General features: G+C 28.2%; 24 protein-coding genes. 11 read left to right on the top strand and 13 right to left on the bottom strand.

The genetic code is table 11. The annotated features are described in order from the left end of the window. Positions 1-9: 9 nt before the first annotated feature. The 4 genes from QMG63_RS03590 to mnmE all read right to left on the bottom strand — a co-directional run bounded on the left by QMG63_RS03590 (position 10) and on the right by mnmE (position 4,958). Positions 10-1,002, bottom strand: coding sequence for an AAA family ATPase (locus QMG63_RS03590; protein WP_281861779.1), 993 nt, complete (start codon positions 1,000-1,002; stop codon positions 10-12). Between the two features lie 70 nt (positions 1,003-1,072). After that, the gene (rsmG, locus tag QMG63_RS03585) at positions 1,073-1,696 is read right to left on the bottom strand and encodes a 16S rRNA (guanine(527)-N(7))-methyltransferase RsmG (protein ID WP_281861777.1); all 624 of its coding nucleotides are present in this window, start codon (positions 1,694-1,696) and stop codon (positions 1,073-1,075) included. Then, entirely contained in the window at positions 1,693-3,555 is a 1,863-nt protein-coding gene (gene mnmG, locus QMG63_RS03580) for a tRNA uridine-5-carboxymethylaminomethyl(34) synthesis enzyme MnmG (protein WP_281862109.1), read from the bottom strand. Before mnmG ends, rsmG begins: the two co-directional genes overlap by 4 nt. Positions 3,556-3,563: 8 nt before the next feature. Further along, a complete protein-coding gene (gene mnmE / locus QMG63_RS03575; RefSeq protein WP_281861775.1) occupies positions 3,564-4,958 on the bottom strand; it encodes a tRNA uridine-5-carboxymethylaminomethyl(34) synthesis GTPase MnmE in 1,395 nt (464 codons plus the stop codon). A gap of 145 nt (positions 4,959-5,103) precedes the next feature. Here mnmE and QMG63_RS03570 point away from each other — a divergent pair, with 145 nt between their 5' ends. From QMG63_RS03570 to csrA, 5 genes are read left to right on the top strand one after another with little or no spacing between them, the layout of a single operon-like run. Then, complete coding sequence (locus tag QMG63_RS03570; protein WP_281861773.1) at positions 5,104-5,598, top strand: flagellar protein FlbF; 495 nt, start codon at positions 5,104-5,106, stop codon at positions 5,596-5,598. Between the two features lie 18 nt (positions 5,599-5,616). After that, positions 5,617-7,500, top strand: coding sequence for a flagellar hook-associated protein FlgK (gene flgK / locus QMG63_RS03565; protein WP_281861771.1), 1,884 nt, complete (start codon positions 5,617-5,619; stop codon positions 7,498-7,500). A 3-nt stretch (positions 7,501-7,503) separates the two neighbouring features. After that, positions 7,504-8,778, top strand: coding sequence for a flagellar hook-associated protein 3 (locus QMG63_RS03560; protein ID WP_281861769.1), 1,275 nt, complete (start codon positions 7,504-7,506; stop codon positions 8,776-8,778). A gap of 1 nt (position 8,779) precedes the next feature. After that, positions 8,780-9,172, top strand: a complete 393-nt coding sequence (gene fliW, locus QMG63_RS03555; RefSeq protein ID WP_281861767.1) for a flagellar assembly protein FliW — start codon at positions 8,780-8,782, stop codon at positions 9,170-9,172. A 2-nt stretch (positions 9,173-9,174) separates the two neighbouring features. Then, on the top strand, positions 9,175-9,411 hold the full coding sequence (gene csrA / locus QMG63_RS03550) for a carbon storage regulator CsrA (protein ID WP_281861765.1): 237 nt from the start codon (positions 9,175-9,177) through the stop codon (positions 9,409-9,411). Here the strand turns inward: csrA and tsaB are convergent. From tsaB to infC, 6 genes are all read right to left on the bottom strand, one after another. Beyond that, a complete protein-coding gene (gene tsaB, locus QMG63_RS03545; RefSeq protein ID WP_281861764.1) occupies positions 9,396-10,061 on the bottom strand; it encodes a tRNA (adenosine(37)-N6)-threonylcarbamoyltransferase complex dimerization subunit type 1 TsaB in 666 nt (221 codons plus the stop codon). The two genes, csrA and tsaB, sit on opposite strands and share 16 nt — an antisense overlap. Next, positions 10,042-10,470 carry a tRNA (adenosine(37)-N6)-threonylcarbamoyltransferase complex ATPase subunit type 1 TsaE gene (gene tsaE / locus QMG63_RS03540; RefSeq protein WP_281861762.1) on the bottom strand — a complete coding sequence of 143 codons (429 nt, stop codon included), beginning with the start codon at positions 10,468-10,470 and terminating at the stop codon, positions 10,042-10,044. The genes tsaB and tsaE overlap by 20 nt, the downstream gene beginning before the upstream one ends. Next, on the bottom strand, positions 10,467-10,727 hold the full coding sequence (locus QMG63_RS03535) for a hypothetical protein (RefSeq protein WP_281861760.1): 261 nt from the start codon (positions 10,725-10,727) through the stop codon (positions 10,467-10,469). The genes tsaE and QMG63_RS03535 overlap by 4 nt, the downstream gene beginning before the upstream one ends. Before the next feature lie 204 nt (positions 10,728-10,931). Beyond that, the gene (gene rplT, locus QMG63_RS03530; RefSeq protein ID WP_011772144.1) at positions 10,932-11,279 is read right to left on the bottom strand and encodes a 50S ribosomal protein L20; all 348 of its coding nucleotides are present in this window, start codon (positions 11,277-11,279) and stop codon (positions 10,932-10,934) included. Positions 11,280-11,300: 21 nt separating this feature from the next. Then, the gene (gene rpmI / locus QMG63_RS03525) at positions 11,301-11,498 is read right to left on the bottom strand and encodes a 50S ribosomal protein L35 (protein WP_281861758.1); all 198 of its coding nucleotides are present in this window, start codon (positions 11,496-11,498) and stop codon (positions 11,301-11,303) included. A gap of 16 nt (positions 11,499-11,514) precedes the next feature. Beyond that, complete coding sequence (gene infC / locus QMG63_RS03520) at positions 11,515-12,075, bottom strand: translation initiation factor IF-3 (protein ID WP_281861756.1); 561 nt, start codon at positions 12,073-12,075, stop codon at positions 11,515-11,517. 177 nt (positions 12,076-12,252) lie between these two features. Between infC and QMG63_RS03515 the strand changes: the two genes are divergently transcribed. After that, positions 12,253-12,915, top strand: coding sequence for a hypothetical protein (locus tag QMG63_RS03515; protein WP_281861754.1), 663 nt, complete (start codon positions 12,253-12,255; stop codon positions 12,913-12,915). Next, positions 12,915-13,661 (top strand): hypothetical protein, encoded by a 747-nt coding sequence (locus QMG63_RS03510; RefSeq protein WP_281861751.1) that lies wholly within the window; start codon positions 12,915-12,917, stop codon positions 13,659-13,661. Before QMG63_RS03515 ends, QMG63_RS03510 begins: the two co-directional genes overlap by 1 nt. 91 nt (positions 13,662-13,752) lie before the next feature. Here the strand turns inward: QMG63_RS03510 and QMG63_RS03505 are convergent, their stop codons facing one another. Together QMG63_RS03505 and QMG63_RS03500 are read right to left on the bottom strand one after the other, a co-directional pair. Continuing rightward, a complete protein-coding gene (locus QMG63_RS03505) occupies positions 13,753-14,550 on the bottom strand; it encodes a TatD family hydrolase (RefSeq protein WP_281861750.1) in 798 nt (265 codons plus the stop codon). Further along, the gene (locus tag QMG63_RS03500; protein ID WP_281861749.1) at positions 14,547-15,689 is read right to left on the bottom strand and encodes a tetratricopeptide repeat protein; all 1,143 of its coding nucleotides are present in this window, start codon (positions 15,687-15,689) and stop codon (positions 14,547-14,549) included. The genes QMG63_RS03505 and QMG63_RS03500 overlap by 4 nt, the downstream gene beginning before the upstream one ends. A 297-nt stretch (positions 15,690-15,986) precedes the next feature. On the opposite strand from QMG63_RS03500, the gene prfA reads away from it, so the two are divergent. From prfA to QMG63_RS03480, 4 genes are read left to right on the top strand one after another with little or no spacing between them, the layout of a single operon-like run. Continuing rightward, complete coding sequence (gene prfA / locus QMG63_RS03495) at positions 15,987-17,060, top strand: peptide chain release factor 1 (RefSeq protein ID WP_281861747.1); 1,074 nt, start codon at positions 15,987-15,989, stop codon at positions 17,058-17,060. A gap of 9 nt (positions 17,061-17,069) precedes the next feature. Beyond that, positions 17,070-17,903, top strand: coding sequence for a peptide chain release factor N(5)-glutamine methyltransferase (prmC, locus tag QMG63_RS03490; protein ID WP_281861745.1), 834 nt, complete (start codon positions 17,070-17,072; stop codon positions 17,901-17,903). Then, complete coding sequence (locus QMG63_RS03485; RefSeq protein ID WP_281861744.1) at positions 17,887-19,890, top strand: RelA/SpoT family protein; 2,004 nt, start codon at positions 17,887-17,889, stop codon at positions 19,888-19,890. Before prmC ends, QMG63_RS03485 begins: the two co-directional genes overlap by 17 nt. Then, positions 19,880-22,123, top strand: a complete 2,244-nt coding sequence (locus QMG63_RS03480; protein WP_281861742.1) for a hypothetical protein — start codon at positions 19,880-19,882, stop codon at positions 22,121-22,123. The genes QMG63_RS03485 and QMG63_RS03480 overlap by 11 nt, the downstream gene beginning before the upstream one ends. Here QMG63_RS03480 and QMG63_RS03475 read toward each other — a convergent pair. Continuing rightward, positions 22,120-23,217, bottom strand: coding sequence for a D-alanine--D-alanine ligase (locus tag QMG63_RS03475; protein WP_281861740.1), 1,098 nt, complete (start codon positions 23,215-23,217; stop codon positions 22,120-22,122). The genes QMG63_RS03480 and QMG63_RS03475 overlap by 4 nt on opposite strands.

The raw sequence follows: 23,217 nt of genomic DNA, 5'->3' as shown, positions 1-23,217 counted from the left end.
TTTAACCCCTTAAGGAAGCGCCACAGCTGAAAGAAGTATCTTAATAATATCATCAGTATTCATCTCTTCAACCTCTGCCTCATAAGATGGAGTAATTCTATGTCTCAACACATTATAAGCCACAGCCTTAACATCTTCAGGAAGAACAAACAATCGCCCCTCATAAAGGGCATTAACACGAGCACATTTGAGCAAACTAAGTGATGCCCTAGGAGATGCTCCAAATTCAATATATTTAGTAAATGGATAAGTTTTTTTGTCATTTTCACGAGAAGCTGCTATTAAAGTAACGATATAAAGCATTATCTTATCATCTACCTTAACCTTACCAATTGTACGCTTGAGCTCTGCTAAAGAATAAGCATTCATTATTTTTGCAACTTTAATATTCTCAAGCCCACCATCAACTGAGAATATTTTAAGAAGCTTAATTTCATCTTGAATAGAAGGATATTTCACATTAACTTTTAACAAAAATCTATCAAGCTGAGCTTCTGGCAAATTATAAGTCCCCTCTTGTTCAATTGGATTTTGTGTTGCAAGAACAAAGAACGGATCTGGCAGCTTATATGTCTCATCGCCAAGAGTTACTTGACGCTCACTCATTGCCTCAAGAAGTGCTGATTGCACCTTTGCAGGTGCTCTATTAATTTCATCCGCTAAAATAATATTTGAAAATACAGGCCCCTTTCTAACCTTAAAAGTCCCTGTCGTACTCTTATACACCATATTACCTGTAAGATCAGAAGGCAAAAGGTCCGGGGTAAATTGCACTCTCTTAAACCCAAGATCAAGAACATCTGAAATTGTTTGAATAGTCAATGTTTTAGCAAGGCCTGGTACACCTTCAAGCAAAACATGTCCTTCAGTTAAAATTCCCATCAAAATAGCATCTATCATTTCTCTTTGACCAAGGATTCTACTTGCAACCTCTCTTCTAAACTTATTTATTAAACCTAATGCATTCTCTACTTCAGAATCTATTTGAAAACTACTTTTCATACCACTCCTATCGTACTAAAATTTTTCATCAAAAATAAAATATAAACGATAAAACGAAAAAATAAAATCACTACTTATAAAGCAAAAGAAAATTCCTCTCTTTACCATCACTCATTGTTGATGATTTTATTTCTATTTTGTTAAACAAACGTTCAATATGACTAATTTCAAACTTAATCTTATCTAATTTACCCTTATAAGCCATAATCAAACCCCCATCTTTTAAAATCAATTTCAAAATTCTTGCATATTCCCTTATATCTCTAAAAGCCCTAATTGTAATAAATTCATATTTATTTTGCTCTTTATCAACATCATGTTCTAATACCTCAATATTGTCTAAACCAAGTTCTAAACTAATCATCCTTAAAAAAGTAGCCTTTTTATTACTACGTTCAAGAAGAATATACTTTCTAAAATTATCAAAAAGAGCCAAAACAATACCTGGAAATCCAGCTCCACTACCTACATCAAGTACTTGCCGTGGATTATTATCTTTGATAATAGGCAATCCAGCTACAGAATCTAGAACATGTAAAAGCACTGCATCAAAATTTCGATCATTATTTGACACCAAGTTAAACCTAGTACCAAATAACAAAACTTTTTCTATATAAAATCTTAATTTATCAATACTTTTTGAAGTAAAAGGCACTCCTAAACTTTTCAAAGAAAGTTCAAAATCATTCATCATAAAGTCAAATTAAGCACTACCTTATTTTTAGGACTTGAAAAATATATAAGTAAAACTTGAATATCCGTATTTCTAACACCAGAAATCCTACTTGCCTGAGCAAGATTAGCTGGCTGGATTTTAACAAACTTTTCTCTAGCCTCTCTGGATAAACCATCAATTTCATAATTGAAATCAAGAGGTAATTTAATAAGCTCAAGGTTATTCATCTTCCTAATTAAATCTCTTTGTCTATTAATGTAGCCTTCATATTTAATATCTAATTCAACCTGTTCAAGAATCACTTTTGAAGCATTCAACTTAGGATCTATATTAATAAGATCACTTAAATTGATATACGGATCTTTTATAATATGATAAAAATCTTTACTAATATGTTTCTTTAACTGCAGAGTACTAGCTTCCCTTTCCTTAAGACGCCTCTGCCTCAAAAGTTCCTTAATTTCTTCTACTTGTTTCTCCTTGAAAAAATATCTAGAATATTTTTCTTTACTAACTAATCCAACTTCATATCCCCACTTAATCAATCTCTTATCACTAGTATCATGTCTTAAATTAAGCCTATGTTCAGCCCTTGAGGTAAACATTCTATAAGGTTCCTTAGTACCCTTAGTAACAAGATCATCAATAAGCACTCCAATATAAGAACTTGTCCTTGGCAGTATCATTGGATCCTTCCCCTGCAATTTAAGTGCTGCATTAATTCCAGCCATCAATCCTTGAGCTGCAGCTTCCTCATATCCTGATGATCCATTAGTTTGTCCTGCAACAAAAAGTCCCTTAAGCCTTTTAGTCTCAAGGCTTGCATATAATTCAATAGGATTGATATAATCATACTCAACAGCATATCCAGGTCTTGTAATAACTGCATTTTCAAGTCCATCAATACTATTGATCAATCTTTTTTGAACATCCTCGGGTAAAGATGAACTTAGACCATTAAGATACATCTCTTCAGTATTTAGACCTTCAGGTTCAATAAATATTTGATGTTTATCTTTATCTTTGAATTTTACTATCTTGTCTTCAATTGAAGGACAATATCTTGGACCATTCCCAATAATTTCACCGGAATAAAGCGGAGAGAGATGCATATTGTCACTAATTATTTCATGGGTTTTTTTATTTGTATAAGTGATATAACAAGAAAGCTGAACTTTATCTATCTTAGTATTTGAAAAGGAAAAAGGAATGATATCAGAATCTCCAAATTGAATTTCTGTTTTTGCAAAATTTATACTCTTTCTATGAACCCTAGCAGGAGTACCTGTCTTAAGTCTACCCATCTCAAATCCAAGTTCAAATAAAATTTTTTCAAGTCCATAAGCAGCAGGCTCAGAAATTCTCCCCATACAAGCTCTATATTCACCAATAAATATTTTACCTCTAAGAAAAGTTCCGGTCGTAAGAACAACAACACTAGATGTAAATTTATTACCCCTCTCTGTAACAACACCTTCGATTTTATTCCTCATAGAATTAAGCAAAAAGTCACTAACGGTATCTTGAAAAAGATCAAGATTGGGTTGCCTTTCCAATGTTTCTTTTGCCTTAACCTGATACACTAATTTATCAGCCTGAGCACGTGGTGCTTGAACAGCAGGTCCTCTGCTTTTATTTAAAATTCTAAATTGAATCATACTAAAGTCAATAAGGCATCCCATCTCTCCTCCAAGAGCATCAATTTCACGCACCATATTTCCCTTAGCAAGTCCACCAATAGCAGGATTACAAGAAAGTTTACCAATCGTATCTAAATTCTGAGTAATTAGAAGCGTCTTAAAATTTAATCTTGAAAGAGCTAAGGATGCTTCAATACCAGCATGTCCCCCTCCAATTACAATAGCATCGAAATCCATATCTATATCTATTTCCCTAAACAAAAATTCTTAAACATATTGTTAAGTACATCTTCACTAGTAACCTCACCCGTTATTTCGCCTAAAAAATTAAGAACTTCATAAACATCAAATGCCAACATATCATAGCTTATACCTTTTTCTATCTTATTTAACAACTCAATAATTAAAGTATAAGCTTTTTTTAAAAGTTCTGCTTGGCGGCTTGATGATACGATAACATCATAAGAATCAATATCAATATAATCAAAGCATGTCAATGACCTTATCTTATCATAAAGAGAATCTATGCCAAATAAAGTCTTAGTACTAATCTTTACTAAATTTGATAGATTTATATTACCTGAATTAAAAAATTCAACTGTTTGTCTATTTGGTTCTAAATCTATCTTATTTAAAACAAAAATCACTTTAGGATGTCCCTTATAAGAATCAATAAATTTTAAATCGTCATTTGTTAATCTTACATTCTGATCAATAACATAAAGAACTAAAGATGCTTCCTTAATTAAAGAATTACTTTTAACGATACCCAACTGTTCAACAAAATCACTAGTCTCCCTAAGTCCTGCTGTATCAAAAACGTTAAATAAAATACCATCAAATTCAAAACTTGCTTGAATATAATCTCTTGTAGTACCAGCATAAGAGGAAACTATAGCCCTATCTTCCTTTAGTAACAAATTAAAAAGAGAAGATTTGCCAACATTAACAGAACCGGCCAAAACTAATGCAATTCCATGATCCAGTTTCCTTGCAGTATGATAAGAATCAATCAATCTCTTAAGTTCATCTCTGCTTTTTGAAATAATCTCAAAAGGAATGGCAACCTCATATTCACTTGTTTCATAATCAAGATGAACACTAAGTGCTGAGAGAAAATTTAAAATATCTTTTTTGATCAAATCTATTTTAGCAAACAAAGAACCTGAAAGCTTGTTAACAGCAAGACCATGGGTCTTATTAGTTTTAGCAAAAATTAGTTCATTTACTGCCTCTGCTTTAGTAAGATCAAATTTTCCAGCCAAAAAAGCACGAAGAGTAAATTCACCAGGTTCAGCCATTCTAAATCCCACTTTCAAAAAACAGCCTATAATTCTCTTTATACCAATAGGAGAACCATGCGCCATAACCTCTATTGAATCTTGCCCTGTAAAACTTTTTGGAGCTCTATAAAGACAAACAACAACTTCGTCCAATTTTTCACAAATTTCTTTATCTATTAAATATCCATAATGAATGGTATGGCCAGACGCCTCAAGCAATCGCTTAGGATCTGAGAATATTTTAGAAAATTTTTCAATTGAAGAAATCCCACTACTACGAATCACACACAAAGCGCTACTAAGTAAAGGAGTAGCAAGTGCAACAATATCATCTTCTCTTTGAAAAAGTTTGCTCATAGACTATAAAAATTATAACATAGCATAAATGGCAAAGATTAAAAAAGATTAAAAATAAAAGAAAAAATTCAAAAATACAATACATAAGATAAATGACCTAAATTTGTAAATATTATAAATTTCACTTATAATTTATTTTATAAAGATGAAAACTAAATTAGAAACCGAACTTAAAAATACTTTACAAGAAGAAGTTCTTTTAGTAGAAGATATATATGATATGTACCTAAATATAAAAAAATATCTTGATGAAAAAAATGAAAAAATGTTTAAAGAAGCAATAGACAAAACAAACATTTATCTTCACAAATTTAAAGATATAGAGCAAAAGAGAGATGAACTTTGGAAAAACTTTACAGATGCTGAAAAATTTGAATCAACTTACATGGCTATAGAAAAACTGTGTTTGGTTTATAAAAAAGAGATATATAATTATTTTCATCGATTAAGAATAGGGATATTAAATATCCAAAACTTAAATTACTTAATATCAAGCTATACAGAAACATCTCTTGGTATTTTAGATCTAATATTTAAAGATGCTCAAGAAAGCGTAGACAATATAACTTATAAAAATCCTTATGGACCAAGAAGCGGAAACTTAAATGAAGCATCCGTTTTAATAAACAAAAAACTTTAACTACTTAAGGAGTTTTAAATGGATTCAACATTTTCAGGAATCGAAATTGGGAAGAAAAGTTTATTTGCACACAAAGATGCTATGAACACAATTGGACATAATTTAACCAACACGTCAAAACCCGGATATTCAAGACAAAGAGCTATAATGAAAACTGAGATGCCAATTTATGCTCCTCAGTTAAATAGAGCAAACAAAGTTGGTCAACTAGGTCAAGGAATAATGGTTCAATCCATAGAGCGAGTCAGAGACGACCTGCTTGATATAAAAATAGCTGAAGAATCACATAGACTTGGCTATTGGAGTTCAAAAGACAAATTTATCTCTTTGCTTGAAAATGTATACAATGAACCAGAAGAACAATCAATCAGAAAAAGATTAAATGATTTTTGGGATAGCTGGCAAGATTTATCAAAACAGCCTCAAGGACTAGCTGAAAGAAATATTATACTAGAACGCGGACAATCTTTTGCAGAAGTAGTAAACAGCAGATTTCATTCTCTTAAACGAATATATACAATGGCAAATGATGAAATAAAAATCACTACTGAAGAGATAAATAACTACCTTAGGAATATCAGTGAGCTTAATAGGCAAATTGCAAAAGCAATCGCCATGAAAGATCAACCAAATGATTTAATGGATGAACGAGATTTAATAGTTGATAAACTAAGCAATTTAATTAGTATCTCCATAGAAAATAAGCGAGACCCTAATGAATTTTTAATCTATGTAGAAGGAAAACATCTCATTCAAGGTGCAATTGCAAATGAATTTATATTGGAAGCAGCCAATGGCTCTACAGGAACTAAATGGAATGTTCTATGGAATAATGGAAAACCGGCTAATATTAATACAGGAAAATTAGGGGCTCTTATTAATGTAAGAGATAACGAAATTAAAAACGAAATTAATGAGATAGATAATATGGCAATTAATATTACAGAACTTGTAAATGAAATCCATGTGTCAGGACACGGTCTTGATCAAAAAAACGGAAGAATTTTCTTCGACCAAGAATACAAGTTAACCGATGAGCGTGGAAGACATGACAGTAATGGAGATGGTCAATTTGATTCTGTTCATATATTTAAAATAAATAGTACAAATGAAATTTTTCCAGAAGAAAATCTAGGATTTTCAGGAATACTCAAATTTCAAGCAATCAATAAAAATGATTTTATAGAAATACCCTACAATACAACAGATACCGTTCAAGACGTAATAAATAAAATAAATAACTCCAACTCACAAGTCACTGCAAGAATTAATGCAGAAGGAAAATTTGAAATTAAGGCAATCAAAGAAGAAGAAAACGACAGTGCTATTTTTAGAATTAGATATATTGAAGATTCTGGACTATTTTTAACAACTTATACAGGCATTCTAAATGCATCGGGAGCTGAGGGTGCTTATAACTATCAAGACATTAATACTACTAACCAACTAATAAATACAGCTAGCTACTCAATAGCTCCTCTTAAAAATCCAGCTGCATGGCTTAAAGTATCTAGAGAAATTGCAGAAGATCCATCAAAGATTGTATCGGGAATTAAAACTCCAACAAACAACACGCCTATTGGAGACAATAAGGCAGCATTACGTATTGCATCTTTTGTAAACTCACAAATCATGATTGGAAAGAATGCAACACTCAATGACTACTTCGCAAACACAGCTTCCAATATTGCAATCAAAGGACAAACAGCAGAAATTACAAAAAATAGTCAAGAACAAATACTTAAAAGTTTAACTGATTTAAGACTATCAATATCTGGTGTAAATAAAGATGAAGAATTAGCAAACATGATAGAATTTCAACAATCATTTATTGCTGCAAGCAAATTCATCACTGTTTCTGCAGAATTAATAGATACAATCATAAATAAAATGGGAGTATAATGTATGATAAACAGAGTAAGTCATCCTTTGACATATGATAACTTAAAAACATCCTCAACAGACAAAGAAGTAAAAATAACAAAACTTTTAGGAAGTCTATACCAAGGTGGCAAAAGAATTACAAATTTGCGAGACGACCCAACAGGTGTCACTCATGCAATAAGACTAGACAGTGATATATTTAAGCTTAATACCTATATTAAAAATATCAACAGTGCCAAAGGAAAATTAAGATATATGGAAGGGTATTTACAATCCCTTGCAAATATTTTAACTCGTGCAAAAGAAATAACTGTTCAAGGTGCAAGCGGTACATACAAAGCTGATGATAAAAAGATAATAGCAAAAGAAATAAATGCAATACTTGAAGACGTCCTAGCAATAGCAAATGTAAAAGGATCAAATGGATACAGTATATTTGCAGGAACTAAAATTGATAATGAAGCATTCAAAGTAATTAGAGAAAACAGGATAAATAAACTAACTCAAGACAAAGCAGAAACTCAAATAGTAAGAATAGACTACAATGGAAATCAAGCAGAACAAACAACTGAAATATATAATGGAATTTACATCCCAAATAACTATCCTGGAAGTGAAATATTTTTTTCTCACAATCATTACATAACATCATCAAAAAATGTTAATGGATTTATTGTCAAAGAAAACACAAAAATTTATATTGATAACATTGAAATAGCATTAACAGCAGGGGATACTGCTGCCGACATTATTGCCAAAATAAATGAATCATCTGCACCTGTTGAAGCTACTCTTGATCGTATTTTAAATTCAATGGTAATACAAACAACAATACCTCACCAAATATGGATAACAGAAGATGAAGGTTCAACAGTACTACAAGAGTTAGGTATTTTGACCCAAAATAATACTACCAAAGAACCTCCTTATAATATTGCAAACAATACTGAGATTAGAAACAAAACAATTTTTGATAGCTTAATTGAGTTAAGAGATAATTTAGAAGAAAATAGAGAAGAAATTATTGGAAGTAGAAGTTTAGCAGAAATTGATGCAAGTTTAAATAAAATTTTTGCAACATTAGCTGATCTTGGAACTAAAGAAAATAGACTTGACCGAAGTTATGAAAGGATAAGTAAAGAAATAATGGATATGAAAGATGATATGGTTAAATATACCGATCTTGATGTCACAAAAGCAATAACGGAGCTTAACATGACAAATTTAGCTTATCAAGTATCTTTAGGGGTTTCCGCAAGAATAATGCAAACAACATTATTAGATTTTCTAAAATAAAATGAAAAACGAAATTAGTATAAAATTTAAATTTCCTGAAGGGATACTGGGATTTGAAGAGATTAAAGAATTTATAATCAAAGATTCTGAACACAAACCTTTCTCTATAATGCAATCGATAAACGGAGAAATAAATTTTTTAGTAACATCGCCCTTTAATTTTTTAGAAAAATATTTGCCAAATATAGAGGAAGAAGATTGGTTAGATATCCAAATAGAAAATGAAGATGAAAAAGTCATACTATGTATAATTAACATGCATGTAAAAAACTATAAAGAAATAACGGCTAATTTAAAAGCTCCAATCATATTAAACAAAAAGAAATTAATTGGGAAACAAGCCATATCTACAAATGAAGAGCATTATCTTAGATATAGAGTCTTTAAGGAATAAATATGCTAGTATTATCAAGAAAAGCAAACGAAAGCATAAAAATAGACTCTAACATTGAAATTTCAATATTAGAAATAAAAAAAGATAGCGTTAAAATAGCTATAAAAGCCCCTGAAAATATCAAAATACTTAGATCTGAAATCTATGATATTATCAAAGAAGAAAACAAAAAATCAATCCTACAAGACAAGAATAATATACATAAAATTAAAAATTTATTTGATTATCTTAGTAAATAAGATTTAATCTCTGCATCACTAAACCTTATATAAAAAGGTCCTGACAAAATATCATCTCCCTGCCTGTTTTCTAAATACTTAAACTTGCCAAGCTCTGTCAAAACCGAACCAAAAGAATCCATATCACTGATAATCTCAAATTTATTTTTAAGTTTCTCATAAAGAATATCATTAATATCATTACTCACAATAACAAATTTCAAGTCAAGACCATCTAAATATTCAAATAACTCTGATTCAGAAAAACAAAAAAATTTCCCGCAGAATTTAGAATTCTTATAACACCCAAGGAAATATTTACCTGCTGTAAAACTTAAAGTTAGCGTATCTGTGCTTGTATTAACCAATCTCGCAAAAACATCAAAAGTAGGTACATTAACAAAAGGAATTGAAAGACCTAAAGAAAGCCCCTTAATAAAACTTAAACTAATTCTCAAGCCTGTAAAAGAACCAGGACCAGAAGAATTAATAAGTAAATCAAGTTTATTTAGATCAATACCACACTCTAATACAAAATCATTAAATAATTTTGGGATACTAAGAGTATAATTAATCTTATCTTTATCCTTAATGATAGAGAAGACCTCACCATTAATTTCAAAATGAATCAACAAAGTTTTATGTGAATATTCAATTGCAAGGGTATTCATCGCTAAATTTTAAAATCCTACTAGTATTTTTTATTTTAAATGTTAAAAACATCAATCTATTCTTTGGCAAAACATCAATAATTATCTCTGGCCATTCAATAGCTATTATAGCTGACATATCTAAGAGAAGCTCCATTCCACCAATAAGTTGAAACTCATCCAAAATATTTAAACGATACAAATCAATATGATAAAATTTAAAATCTACAAACTCATAAACATTAACAATATTATAAGTTGGACTTGTAAAGTAAGAAATGCCAAGATTTAAAGCCAAACCTTTTAAAAAAGTTGTCTTTCCAGTGCCCATATCACCACAAAGACCAAATATCTTCCCAATAGGCAAGGGATTGAAAAAAGATTTAGAAAAGTTTATAATTTCCTCTTCTGTTTCAAAAGATAATGTCAAGGAAGCTCACCTTTTATGTCAAGATCAATAACATGCCTCTTGATTGCAACCATTAAACTAAGGACAGGATAATTTAAAGGGTCTACAAAATCAATAGTGATATGTTTCTCACCTAAAGGAGTTACTTCTATTGTAAACTTCACTTGCTTAGTCTCACTAGATCCCTTATATTCATAAAAAACGTCAGCAAAATATACTCTTCTATAATATATATGACTATCTTGTTTGCTGATATTATCAAGAGAAATAAATTTCACAAATAGTATTTCCTTTAAATAAAATCCCGAGAAGCCAACATAGGAATATTTTCATTTAGCGCTATTTTCAAAGATGGGACTTTCATTTTTAACTTTTAATACGCCTATGCAACTATCCGTTAAAAAAATACTTAAATCCCCAAATTTAGTAAGATGTCGCAAAAAATAACTCTAATCCCTACAATTAAACTTCCCAGGAAGTTTTTAATTTTTTATTTCATAAACAATTTTTTTAAAAGTTTCAATATCTTCAATTGCCAAATTAGATAAAATTTTTCTATTAAGCTTAATATTAGACTTTTTCAAACTTTCAAAAAACTTTGAATAGTTAATTCCCATACCCGTTAAAGCAGCAGAAATTCTTACGATCCATAAACTTCTAAAATCCCTCTTACGAGTCTTTCTATCTCTTGTAGCATACATCATACCTTTACGAAGAGTATCTTTAGCTTTTTTATAATTACTTTTCTTAGTACCCCAAAAACCCTTAGTTTTCTTTAAGATCTTCTTTCGTCTTGCAACGTGAACTATCCCGTTCTTAACTCTAGCCATATAATCTCCTTAAATCAATATTTAAGCATAAGGCAATAAGATTTTGATTCTCTTAATCTCAAAACTTGAAACCAAACCTGACTTACCCAACTTCCTTCTTCTCTTTGAAGACTTTTTTGTCAAAATATGTCTTAAATTTTGCTTCTTATATTTAATTTTACCTTTTGAAGTAAAAGCATATCTTTTTTTTGCACTTTTACATGTTTTCATTTTTGACATTTACATCTCCTTATCACTACTTCTTAGATTTAGGTGCAATAATTAAAAACATTGTTTTACCCTCCATCTTAGCTGGGGACTCTAAAATATAATTAGACTCACCTACCCTCTCAAGAATACTATCTAAAATTCCATAGCCCAAATGAGTATGAGCAAGTTCACGTCCTCTAAATCTTATAGTAACTTTTACCTTATTACCCTCTTTGAGGAATCCTAAAATATTTCTATACTTAAAATCAAGATCATGAGTATCTATCTTTGGCTGCATTCTAACTTCTTTAAGCTTAATTATTTTTTGATTTCTTTTTTGCTCTTTTTGACGCTTTTCCTGATGAAATTTATATTTCCCATAATCAATTATCTTGCAAACAGGGGGCAGTGAATTTGGAGAAATTTCAACCAAATCAAGCTCAGCATCCCTAGCACATTTAATAGCATCTTCAATTGGCAAAACAGATTGAGTTCCATTATCAAAAATAACCCTAACCTCACGAGCCTTAATCTTATGATTAATTCTCAATTCTTTATCACCGGATCTTGACCTATCCCTATCCTTACCGGAACTTCTATTTATCATTTAAAAGTACTTACTCCTCAAACAGCATTAATCAATAACTAATTTTAATATACCTTCTCTAAAAAGTAAATTCGAACACATATTTCTTAAACACAATAATAAAAAGAATTTTAAAAAAATTCTAAAACGTAAAATTTAATTGATTAATAAGTCATTTAAAAGTAAAATTTATTTATTATGAATATATTTTTACTAACAAGTCTACCTTTAGTTTTTAAAATATACATGATAATAAAACATCCTCAATTAAAGTTAATTAAGCAAAATTATATCCATGCAATATCAATATTGCTCGCAATGACCATTTTTTCTTTACTATATCTAACAGAAGAATTCATATTATATAAAAGCTTGCTTATAAATTACCAAACAAAATTCAGTTTAGCATATTCAATATTTATTAAAGAACAAATATATTACTATGTTTTTCCATTATTTATATTCACATTTTTTTTTACACTCAATCCAAAATCATTGCTTAAAAAAAATTCAATATTTTTAATATATTTTGCATTTGGATTAATATTCTCTAAAAATTTAACACTCATCATAACAAACAGTAAAGTTTTTGGCACATATGAATATATTAAAATACCGCTTCTACATATATTAGAACTAATATTTACAGCAATTATATGCGAAAAAGGAATATGTCTTCATATAACACAAAGTATAAATGGATATCAATTAATTTTTGTTCCTATCTTGATCTTAGAAGCAATTATAACATTTTTAAAAGTATTAATTTTAACTAATGCACAAATTTATGCTCTAATAACATTAATAATACTTCTAGGAATCACAATCATAAACAAGAAAGTCATTGGAACTGTAAAATAATGATACATACAATAAAGACTTTTATTATTGCAATTATTTTAATTCTATGTTTTAGTTGTAAAAACAATAAAATCACAGATAAGAACTTTGATTATATCATAATTTTTTCAGACGCCACAGAGTATTTTTTCAAAATTAAAAATTCTCCATTCATACAAGATCAAACACTCTTTATCAATGAAAAAAACATCGAAATTATTAAAGACAAACTAAATAATGTAAAAAAGATACTTTTAACACATAAATCAAATAATGAAATATTTAATATCAATAAAATTAAAAAAAAAACTTTTTATCTATCTAAAGTAAAATTTTCATTAAAAAAAGCAATAGATTTTATATTCAATGATCCCTCAATAAATTTAACAACCTCATTAATAATGAAAGACAACACACTAAGTCAAATAGATTTAGAACACTTAGAAAAAAGTGCAAAAGAACAAAATATAAACATTACTACAATAAACGACAAAAATATTTTGTATTTAAAAAATTTGATTACTCCAAAAATAACAAAAGTAATCCTATTTTCAATGAAAAATAATCACGTTTTTTTAAAAAAATTATCAGAATCATCCTTTTTTAAAAAAATAGAATTCATATTGATTGGAAGTAATAAAAAAGATTTAAAAGAAATTAACACAAAATACATAATCAGCATGAATGAACTCGATTTGCTTGAAATAACAAAAAAAATTAATAAAGATTTTCAATACGAATTCAACATCTATGAAAAAACAATATAAACCTGATTACAAATCAACATACATTTAAGTGAATTAATAAGCAACAATTGAAAAACAAAAAATACTAATTACTAATGAGAGAAAATAATTGTTAAATCAAATCATTAAATAAATCCTTAAAATTATCATACAACACAGTTACAATGCTATCCACATCACAATTTTTAATTTTTGCAATCTCAAGACATGTATATCCTAAAAAACATGGAGCATTAATCTTGCCCCTTAAAGGAACTGGGGCTAAAAATGGACTGTCTGTTTCAATTAAAATATCTTTAATATTTAATTTCTTTAAAACTCCTCTTAAAAGCTCTGAATTCTTAAAAGTTAAATTACCTGCAAAAGAAATCTTAAATCCAAAATCAATAAATTTTTTAGCATACTCATAATTACCTGAATAACAATGCAATATGCCTCTACTCATAAAATTAGAAGATTTAATAATATTGTAAATATCATCATAAGCCTCTCTTACATGCAAAATGACGGGCTTTTTATATTTACTAGCCAAATCTAACTGAATATTTAAAGCTTCAATCTGCTCTCTTTTATTATCTCCCTTAAGGTAATCAAGTCCAATTTCGCCAACAGCAACAACGTTTTCCTTTTCTAAAATACTCTCAATCAATTCAAAATCATCTCTTAAAGCCTTATTTAAAGGATGTATACCAACTGTTAGTGAAATATTAGGATAAGTATCTAAAAGTTGTTTTCTCTCATAAAAATCAATAGGATGCAATCCAATATCAAGAAAATAAGAAAATCCATTTTTAAAACATTCATTAATAAGATAATGAATATCAATAGAATTTTTCTTAAGTTCATTAAAATGAACGTGAGTATCTATCAACTTTTTAAAAAAAATAGAGTTTTTAAAATTAAGATTCATACATCCATCTTTTTTTTAAGGCTAGTAATGTAGTCAATAATAGTAACATTCTTCATTCCAAGTTGCAAGAAACTTGACAAAATATTTACAGCACTTTCAATTTGCCCTAATGCTTCATAACATTCAGCAGCATTTACATACAATATTGAGTTCTTAGGATTGGTTTTTATCAAATTTTTAATAGCTGACAATGCCTCTTCATACTGCCCCTGTTCCTTTTGAAGTAATGCAAGACCAAGTATAGCAAACATGTCAAAATCAATATCAAGAGCTTTTTTATAATAAATTTGTGAATTCTCATACTCTTTTAAGTACCGGTAAGTATCACCTATTCTTGTTAAAACCAGATTATTCTTTGGATCCTTATCTATTATTGTAAGCCAATATTTTAAGGCTTCATGATACTCTTTACTTCCTCTATAACAATCAGCAAGTCCAAAAATAGCATAAAAATTATTCGGAGATAGTTCCAAAGCTCTTTTGAAAAAATAAATTCCCTTACTAAATTCCTTTAATTTTCTATAACAATTTCCAATTGAGGTTAAAACACGAACATCAATCTTAACCTGATTTATTTCATACATCCTAAGCCAATATTTCAACGCTTCTTTATATTCCTTAAAGTCATAATATAAATGTCCAATACCAACAAGAGCATAATCATTATCAGGTACAAGTTCTAATACTCTTAAGTACGATTGCCTAGATTTTTGAAAATTTTTTAATTTCCTATAAGAAGAAGCAACTCTTGTAAGAACCGTAATATTTTCAGGATCATATTTCAAATATTCTTCCCATACATCTGTAGCCTTCTTATAATCACCTAAACTTCTATAACAATCTCCCAATCCAAAAAGTGCATAATTATTATTTGAATGTTTAGCAAGGCATTTTTGATAATAAATTATAGCTTTATCAAAATTTCGCTTCTTCCTTTCAATGTCTCCAAGTCCAACAAGAGCATAATTATTACCATAATCCTTTTGTAAGATATCATTAAACAATGCCTCCGCTTCAGAAAGTCTCTCTTCCTTTATCAACTGATATCCCCTTTTGGATTTTTCAGTAACATCAAGAAGCTCATTATCAGAAATTTGCGAGATATCCCCAAACTCACCTAAAAGTTTCTTGTCTAACATAAATACCCCTTCTTAACTGGTTTATTAAAGACATAACATTCACTTCATATATGCTATTTAAAAAAAACATATAAGTCATATTTATATATAAACATATCAAGATATTAATCAATCTTTAATATCCAATCTCAATAAACATATTATATAAAAAATTAAGAAAATATACTTAAATTAGTAAACTTAAACTTATTTATTTAAATCGCATATAAAGCCTATAAAATAAAATTCATGACCACCTATAACAAAAAAATCCAAAAGTAGGATAAAATAATACTACTTTATTAGGAGAAAATTAAGATGTTTTTAGAAAAATTAAATCCCATCGAAAGCAAAATAAAAATACTTGAAGAAAAATTACAAGATACAAATTTAATAAAAAACCAAAAAGAATATGCAAAAATAATAAAAGAATATAACTATTTAGAAAAAATCAAAGAAAAAAAAGATGAATATGAAAAAATAATAAGCCAAATCGATGAGAATCAAAAAATTTTGTCCGAAGAAGAAAATTTAGAAATGAAAGAATTAATTAAACAAGAATTAACTCATTTAAATCTCAAAAAAGATGAAGCTGAACATACAATCAAAATATTACTCTTACACCAAGATGAAAATGACAGTAAAAATATAATTATTGAAATTAGAGCTGGAACAGGGGGAGAAGAAGCTGCACTTTTTGCACATAATCTTTACGAAATGTACACAAAATATTCCGAGAAAAAAAAATGGAAAACAGAACTTATTAACTTTAATGAAACAGAACTTGGTGGATTTAAAGAAGTAAGTTTCGAAATAAAAGGCAAAGAGGTATTTAAAAAATTGAAACATGAAAGCGGGGTACATAGAGTTCAAAGAGTCCCTATAACAGAATCCAATGGAAGACTTCAAACCTCAGCAGCAACCGTTGCTGTACTGCCTGAAGTTGAAGGAACCGACATTGAAATCAACGAAAAAGATTTAAGAATAGACGTTTATAGATCTTCTGGTGCTGGAGGCCAACATGTAAACACAACAGATTCTGCCGTTAGAATTACACATCTGCCTACAGGAATTGTAGTACAATGTCAAAACGAAAGAAGTCAGCACAAAAATAAAGATCAAGCTATGAAGATATTAAGAGCAAGACTTTATAAATTTGAAGACCTCAAAAAACAAGAACAACGCTCAAATGACAGAAAGCAACAAGTAGGTTCAGGTGATAGGTCTGAAAGAATTAGAACATACAATTTTCCACAAAATAGAGTAACAGAACATAGAGCAAATATCAGTCTTTATAAACTAGAAGAAATTATGCAAGGAGAACTTGATCTTCTTCTCGACACACTAGCCCTAAAATTACAAGAACAAGCACTAAAAGATAACCCATTATAATTTACTTTAATGACAATAAACGAAGCAATAAAAAATTCAAAACAACATAATTTAAATACTCTTGAGGTTTTATTACTACTTGAAAAAATCTTAAAGAGTAGAAAAGAATTAATTCTTGCAAATATAAATAAAAATTTAACAAAACAAGAAGAACATAAATTATTGTGTCAAATAAACAGAATAAGATCAGGCACACCCATAAACTATATACTTAAAACAAAAGAATTTATGGGCATTGAGTTTTATATAAACAAACATGTACTAATTCCTAGAGAAGATACAGAATGTTTAGTAGAAGAAGCTTTAATTCAAATTAAAAAGCACAACTTAAATAAAATTTTAGATTTATGTTGCGGAAGTGGATGTATTGGCTTAACAATTGCACATTATCTTAAGTGCAAAGTAACACTATCGGATATTTCAAATAAAGCCTTAAAAGTATCATTAAAAAACACACAAAAACTAAAATTAGAAAATTATATAGAAATACAATATTCAGATCTGTTAAAATACATAAGTAAAGAGTTTGAGCTAATAATCACAAATCCTCCTTATTTAAATAAAGATGAACTAAAAATAAAGGAAAAATTAACAAAAGAACCAAGAGTGGCTCTTTTAGGGTTTGGAAAAGATGGTCTTGAAATTCAAAAAAAAATAATAAGACAGACAAAACACAAGCTTGCCAAGAATGGACTCCTAATAATAGAAATGGCTCCTTGGCAAACAAAATCTTTAAAAAATTTTGCAATACAGGAAGGGTTTGACTATTTAAAAACTATATATGACATTGAAAACAGAGAAAGAGCATTGGTCTTAAGGATAAAAAATGATACAAGTCTATGAAATTGCATACTTACTTAAAATAAATGATATCGATAAACTAAAAAACATTTTTAGAAAAACTGTCAATAATATTTATCAAGATGAAATTCAAAAAAAATTAATATTTAAAGCCCTTGAAATATCAGAGCAATTACACTACGGACAATATAGAGAAAGTAAAGAGCCATATGTCATACATCCAATAATGGTTTCACTATTTCTTATAAAATTTCAACTAGACTTTAAAACAATAATAGCTGGGCTACTACACGATGTTCTTGAAGACACAAGTGTCAAAAAGGAAGAAATAATTAAAGAATTTGATCAAGAAATTTTAAGTCTAATTGATGGGGTAACCAAAATTCACGACCTACACAATAAAACAAGAGCAATCAAAGAAGCAAATACCATTTCAAAAATGTTTTTTGCAATGACTCACGATATTAGAATAATAATAATCAAGCTTGCAGACAAATTACATAATATGGCAACTCTTTCTCACTTACCCAAAAATAGGAGGGAAAGAATTGCAAGAGACTGTCTTGCCACTTATGTACCAATCGCAGAAAGACTTGGTATCTCATCACTTAAAATATATCTTGAAGATTTATCATTAAAATATCTTTATCCAAAAGAATATAAAGAAATCAAAAATTTTCTATCCGCAACAAAAATAGAAAGGGAAAAAAAATTATATAAGGGAAAATTGATAATAGAGAAAGAACTTAAAAAAATTGGCATCGATGTCACAATCACAGTACGTTCCAAACACTTCTACTCAATATTTAGAAAAATGAAAACAAGAAATAATAATATCTCTCAGATCTTTGATACTCTGGGAATAAGAATAATTTGTAAACAACAAAAAGAATGTTATGAAATACTAGAAATTGTACATAAAGTTTGGAAACCAATACCTGGAAGACTAAAAGATTACATAGCAATCCCTAAAGAAAACAAATATCAATCTCTACATACCACTGTCAGAATACCTGAAGATAATCAATTGATAGAAATACAAATTAGAACAGAAGAAATGGATAAAATTGCTAAATATGGTGTTGCTGCCCACTGGCTTTACAAAGAACAAGTCGAATTAAAAGCTGATGATATATCATTTATCAACCGAATCAAAAAATGGCAACAAGAATCGGTTAACAAAAATCAATACTCAATGCATGACATACACAAAGAACTCTTAAACACATTTATATATGTCTATACACCAGAAGGAGAGATAGTAGAACTTCCATTTGGCTCAAATTCAATTGACTTCGCATATACAATACATACAGATATTGGGGATCAAGCACTTTATGCAAAAATTAATGGTAAAATTAGCTCACTAACCAAACCATTAAAAAATGAACAAATTGTTGAAATATTTACTTCTCCAGAGGCAAAACCTGATGTAATTTGGCTTAACAGTGTTAGAACAAAAAAAGCACGCTCAAAAATTAGATCTTGGCTTAATAAAAACGACAATACAATATTTGTAGATAATAACATCATTGCATACCTTATTGGAGAAAATAAGGAACAAAAAAGACTTTTTAGCTTGTTTAAATCTTTAACAAAATCCAAAATAAAAAGTATTACAATAGCCCCTGACTGTAATCCATTAACAGGTGAAGATATAATTGGGATAATACAAAAAGATACAATAGTAGTTCACAAAGAACATTGTAGAGAAATTGCACATCAGAAAAAAAACCACCTTGTAGAAGTAGAATGGGAAGCAACACCAACAAGAAAAGTATATCATATCATAATATTCTTAAAAAATTTAAAAAATCTTTTTAATTATTTAGATAATCTTTTTACAACTTTTGACGTAAGACTTATTAGTGAAAAAATAGAAGACTGCGGAAATGGACATGGAATAATTAACATAATTATCTCATCAAATGCAAAAAACGTATCAATGATTTTTACTTCACTTAAAGAAAATCCTAATGTACTCCAAATAATGCAAGTAGAAGAAGACATAAAAAATTATGATAATTAAGACATTACTCTTAATCCTAATACAAACATTAATTTCACATAAAATAATAAAAGCAGACGAAATAGAACAATGTGGCAAACAAATAAGAAAACATATCACAAAAATTAATGAACTAAACAGATCTTTAGAAAAGATAAAACGAATAAAAAATACTTATGATTACATAAAAAAATATTTTCTAGAAAATAAGATTCAATACAAAGAACACTCACTCCAAGAAATTGGATTTATTGGATACTCGCAAAAAACAATTCACGTAAAAATAAAAGGCACAGAAATAACTAACTATAATATCATTGTTCCAATAGAAGCACAATATGAGCTAAAAAATAACCTAGCAATAGCCATTGTAATAACATTAATAAATAATTTCAAAAACAAAGAAATAAAAAATAACCTAAACATTTATTTTATAGAAGACGATTCACATAAACAAATATCAACAATAAACAGTAGATTGTTATTAAACAATAATGCATTTGACAAAAATATAAATACAATATATTTAATGTTAAATGAAGACAAAGAAAATAACTTAATAGAGTTTAAAAATCAATCAAACATAATAAATTCAAAAACAAATTTAAGTTTTTTAGAAAATTTTATAAAAACATTTGAAAATAATAAAGTAAACTTTAACGTATCAAAAATAAATGACAAACATATCAATGAAATATACAATTTGTATTTAAAAGAAGGAATTCCAATTTTAATAATAAGCAACAATAAAGAATACTCACTCTTAAAACATGTAAAAAATAACAATCTTTGTGATATTTACAAATCAATTGAAGAGACAGTCAAAGCCAAAAAAAATAATCAAAGTGAAAATGAACTACACTATATCATTATAAATATGCCATTTAAAAAGTGGATAATAAATGAAAATACACTTATCATAATAATATATGCTATTTGCAATTTCATTATATTAGTGTTCATCACAAGATTTAAAGAAACTAGTATCATACTTAGAAAAATGAAAGAAAATTATCATAAAATCATAAAACTATTTTTCATATTATTCCTAAGCACATACATCTCCACTCTAATCACAAATAAAATGTTAACAAAATATGAAAATTTCATAGACTATAAGATTATAAATCCAATATATCTAGTAAACTTTTTTCTAACATTATTTAACTTCAATATTATATCTTATTTCACATATAACTTTAAAATACATTTAAGCCTTAAAGAACTTAAATATTTAGCAACATTAATCTCTATAATTGAACTTATTATAATATTATATATCAAAATAGAATTTATTTTAATCATAATTTTAAAAAATATACTAATATTAATGATTCCTAACAAGACAAAAATTCTAAAAAAGATAGTAATAATGTTTATTTGGATAACAAATCTCATGCTAATAACATCAATACAAACAACCTTAATGACGGCAAGACCAATTGCACTAAGTTATTTAATATCAATTCCACTTTTCTCAGCAATACTTACCAACATTGTAGAACATTTAAAACATAAAACTGAGACAATAAGACAAGAATTTACAAAATTTGAAAAGATTGAATCTATCATTCTTTTTCTAATAATCGCCATTACCATAATATCACACGACATAGAAAAAATTTCAACAATAAAAATAGATCAAATAATAAGCTTTCCAGAAAAAATTAACAAAATTAGCGTAGAATACCTACAAGACAACAGAAATGCAATTCAAATTTTAACAAAAGATTTTAATTTAAGCTTAGAAAAAAATAAAAAATACACAGAAAAGGAAATTCAAACACAGGAAAACTTAATAAATTTATTTTTTCAAAAAATAGATGTAGCTGAAAGAACTATTTATGATATTAAGATCACCACAAATCAGATTACAAAACAAATTAATCTATTTTTAAAAAATGCATCTGAACTTATCATATATCAAAGCAATACACCATATAAAATAGCATCCAACAATGTAATATTTACAATAAACAATATTAAATTAAATACAACAAATATAACTTTTACAGTTAAAACTCAAGAAAAAATTAAATATGATGTTGTTGCTTATTCTGATATCAATAAAAACTACGTAAAAATATATGATCAAAAAACCAAAAAAGAAGTTAAAAACATTAATATAGACTATTCATACGCAATAAAGTATTCTGGAATACTTCCAAAATCTGCAAAATACAATCAAAATCCCTTTTTTAAACTTCAAAATGACAAAGAAATTGAAAATTTAAAAAATTTAAAACTAAATTAGTTTTCCAGTCGGTGAAAATCAATCCTCTCCTTTCTCTTTGCATAACTTTGAAAAGCTAAGGCTATCAATTTATCAATCAACGATCCATAATCAAGACCATCATGTTCACACATCTTAGAAAACATAGAAATATCTGTAAATCCTGGAATTGTATTTATTTCATTAACATAAACTATGTTAGTATCTTTTTCGATCAAAAAATCAATCCTTGCCATACCCCTAAGCTCCAAACATCTATAAGTAAAAAATGCATATTCTTTAATGTCTAACAAATGTTTGGTATCAAGGTGAGCAGGAATATTAAAGACAACCGAGTTTCCAGGAACAGTGAAATATTTAGCATTATAGTCATAAAATACAAAATCCTGTATAATAATTTCACCAGGAGTAAATATTTTAATCCGCTCATTTCCAATAACAGCACATTCAATCTCCCTTGCCTTCATAAACTTCTCTACAACAACCGTTAAATCATACGCAAAAGCTTCTTCAATACATTTTTCAATCTGAGTATCATTATATGCAATACTTATTCCAATTGAAGAACCTAGCATAGCCGGTTTAACAATGACAGGATAATCTAAACTTTGCTTTATGTCTTTTTTGATGCCCTCTTTATCTAAAAGATAATCATATTTCTTAAACCCAATAAAGGGCACTAAAGGAATATTAAAACTTTTAAGCAAAAGCTTACAAAAATACTTATTAATAGAAATAGCACTTCCTAAAATTCCAGAACCAACACAAGGAATATCCATAATTTTTAAAAATCCCTGAATAGCACCATCCTCACCTGTTCTTCCATGAACAATAGGAAACACAACATCAATTTTAAGATCCTTATTATTCACAAATATTCCATAACCAGGAATTAAACTAATAATAGCAGAACTATCTTTTTGAATTAATTTAGGATCATCAGGAACAGAATCTAATAGGTACCAAACCCCAGTAATTTTATCAATAAAACTTGAAAACACATTATATTTATCAAGCTTCATAAGAGCTGAATAAATTTCACAAGCAGATCTAAGAGAAATTTCATGCTCAAAAGAAACTCCTCCAAATATTAACATAAGATTTTTTTTCATCAA

Origin of the sequence: Candidatus Borrelia fainii (genome assembly GCF_027925085.1) — a bacterium.
In the GTDB taxonomy this organism is placed as follows: domain Bacteria; phylum Spirochaetota; class Spirochaetia; order Borreliales; family Borreliaceae; genus Borrelia; species Borrelia turicatae.
This window is presented reverse-complemented; position numbering and strand designations above follow the sequence as displayed.

What these genes read in the sequence shown, in the direction of transcription:
- QMG63_RS03590 (WP_281861779.1), bottom strand. Translation starts at nt 1,002, where the DNA reads ATGAAAAGTAGTTTTCAAATAGATTCTGAAGTAGAGAATGCATTAGGT.
- rsmG (WP_281861777.1), bottom strand. Translation starts at nt 1,696, where the DNA reads ATGATGAATGATTTTGAACTTTCTTTGAAAAGTTTAGGAGTGCCTTTT.
- mnmG (WP_281862109.1), bottom strand. Translation starts at nt 3,555, where the DNA reads ATGGATTTCGATGCTATTGTAATTGGAGGGGGACATGCTGGTATTGAA.
- mnmE (WP_281861775.1), bottom strand. Translation starts at nt 4,958, where the DNA reads ATGAGCAAACTTTTTCAAAGAGAAGATGATATTGTTGCACTTGCTACT.
- QMG63_RS03570 (WP_281861773.1), top strand. Translation starts at nt 5,104, where the DNA reads ATGAAAACTAAATTAGAAACCGAACTTAAAAATACTTTACAAGAAGAA.
- flgK (WP_281861771.1), top strand. Translation starts at nt 5,617, where the DNA reads ATGGATTCAACATTTTCAGGAATCGAAATTGGGAAGAAAAGTTTATTT.
- QMG63_RS03560 (WP_281861769.1), top strand. Translation starts at nt 7,504, where the DNA reads ATGATAAACAGAGTAAGTCATCCTTTGACATATGATAACTTAAAAACA.
- fliW (WP_281861767.1), top strand. Translation starts at nt 8,780, where the DNA reads ATGAAAAACGAAATTAGTATAAAATTTAAATTTCCTGAAGGGATACTG.
- csrA (WP_281861765.1), top strand. Translation starts at nt 9,175, where the DNA reads ATGCTAGTATTATCAAGAAAAGCAAACGAAAGCATAAAAATAGACTCT.
- tsaB (WP_281861764.1), bottom strand. Translation starts at nt 10,061, where the DNA reads ATGAATACCCTTGCAATTGAATATTCACATAAAACTTTGTTGATTCAT.
- rplT (WP_011772144.1), bottom strand. Translation starts at nt 11,279, where the DNA reads ATGGCTAGAGTTAAGAACGGGATAGTTCACGTTGCAAGACGAAAGAAG.
- rpmI (WP_281861758.1), bottom strand. Translation starts at nt 11,498, where the DNA reads ATGTCAAAAATGAAAACATGTAAAAGTGCAAAAAAAAGATATGCTTTT.
- infC (WP_281861756.1), bottom strand. Translation starts at nt 12,075, where the DNA reads ATGATAAATAGAAGTTCCGGTAAGGATAGGGATAGGTCAAGATCCGGT.
- QMG63_RS03515 (WP_281861754.1), top strand. Translation starts at nt 12,253, where the DNA reads ATGAATATATTTTTACTAACAAGTCTACCTTTAGTTTTTAAAATATAC.
- QMG63_RS03510 (WP_281861751.1), top strand. Translation starts at nt 12,915, where the DNA reads ATGATACATACAATAAAGACTTTTATTATTGCAATTATTTTAATTCTA.
- QMG63_RS03505 (WP_281861750.1), bottom strand. Translation starts at nt 14,550, where the DNA reads ATGAATCTTAATTTTAAAAACTCTATTTTTTTTAAAAAGTTGATAGAT.
- QMG63_RS03500 (WP_281861749.1), bottom strand. Translation starts at nt 15,689, where the DNA reads ATGTTAGACAAGAAACTTTTAGGTGAGTTTGGGGATATCTCGCAAATT.
- prfA (WP_281861747.1), top strand. Translation starts at nt 15,987, where the DNA reads ATGTTTTTAGAAAAATTAAATCCCATCGAAAGCAAAATAAAAATACTT.
- prmC (WP_281861745.1), top strand. Translation starts at nt 17,070, where the DNA reads ATGACAATAAACGAAGCAATAAAAAATTCAAAACAACATAATTTAAAT.
- QMG63_RS03485 (WP_281861744.1), top strand. Translation starts at nt 17,887, where the DNA reads ATGATACAAGTCTATGAAATTGCATACTTACTTAAAATAAATGATATC.
- QMG63_RS03480 (WP_281861742.1), top strand. Translation starts at nt 19,880, where the DNA reads ATGATAATTAAGACATTACTCTTAATCCTAATACAAACATTAATTTCA.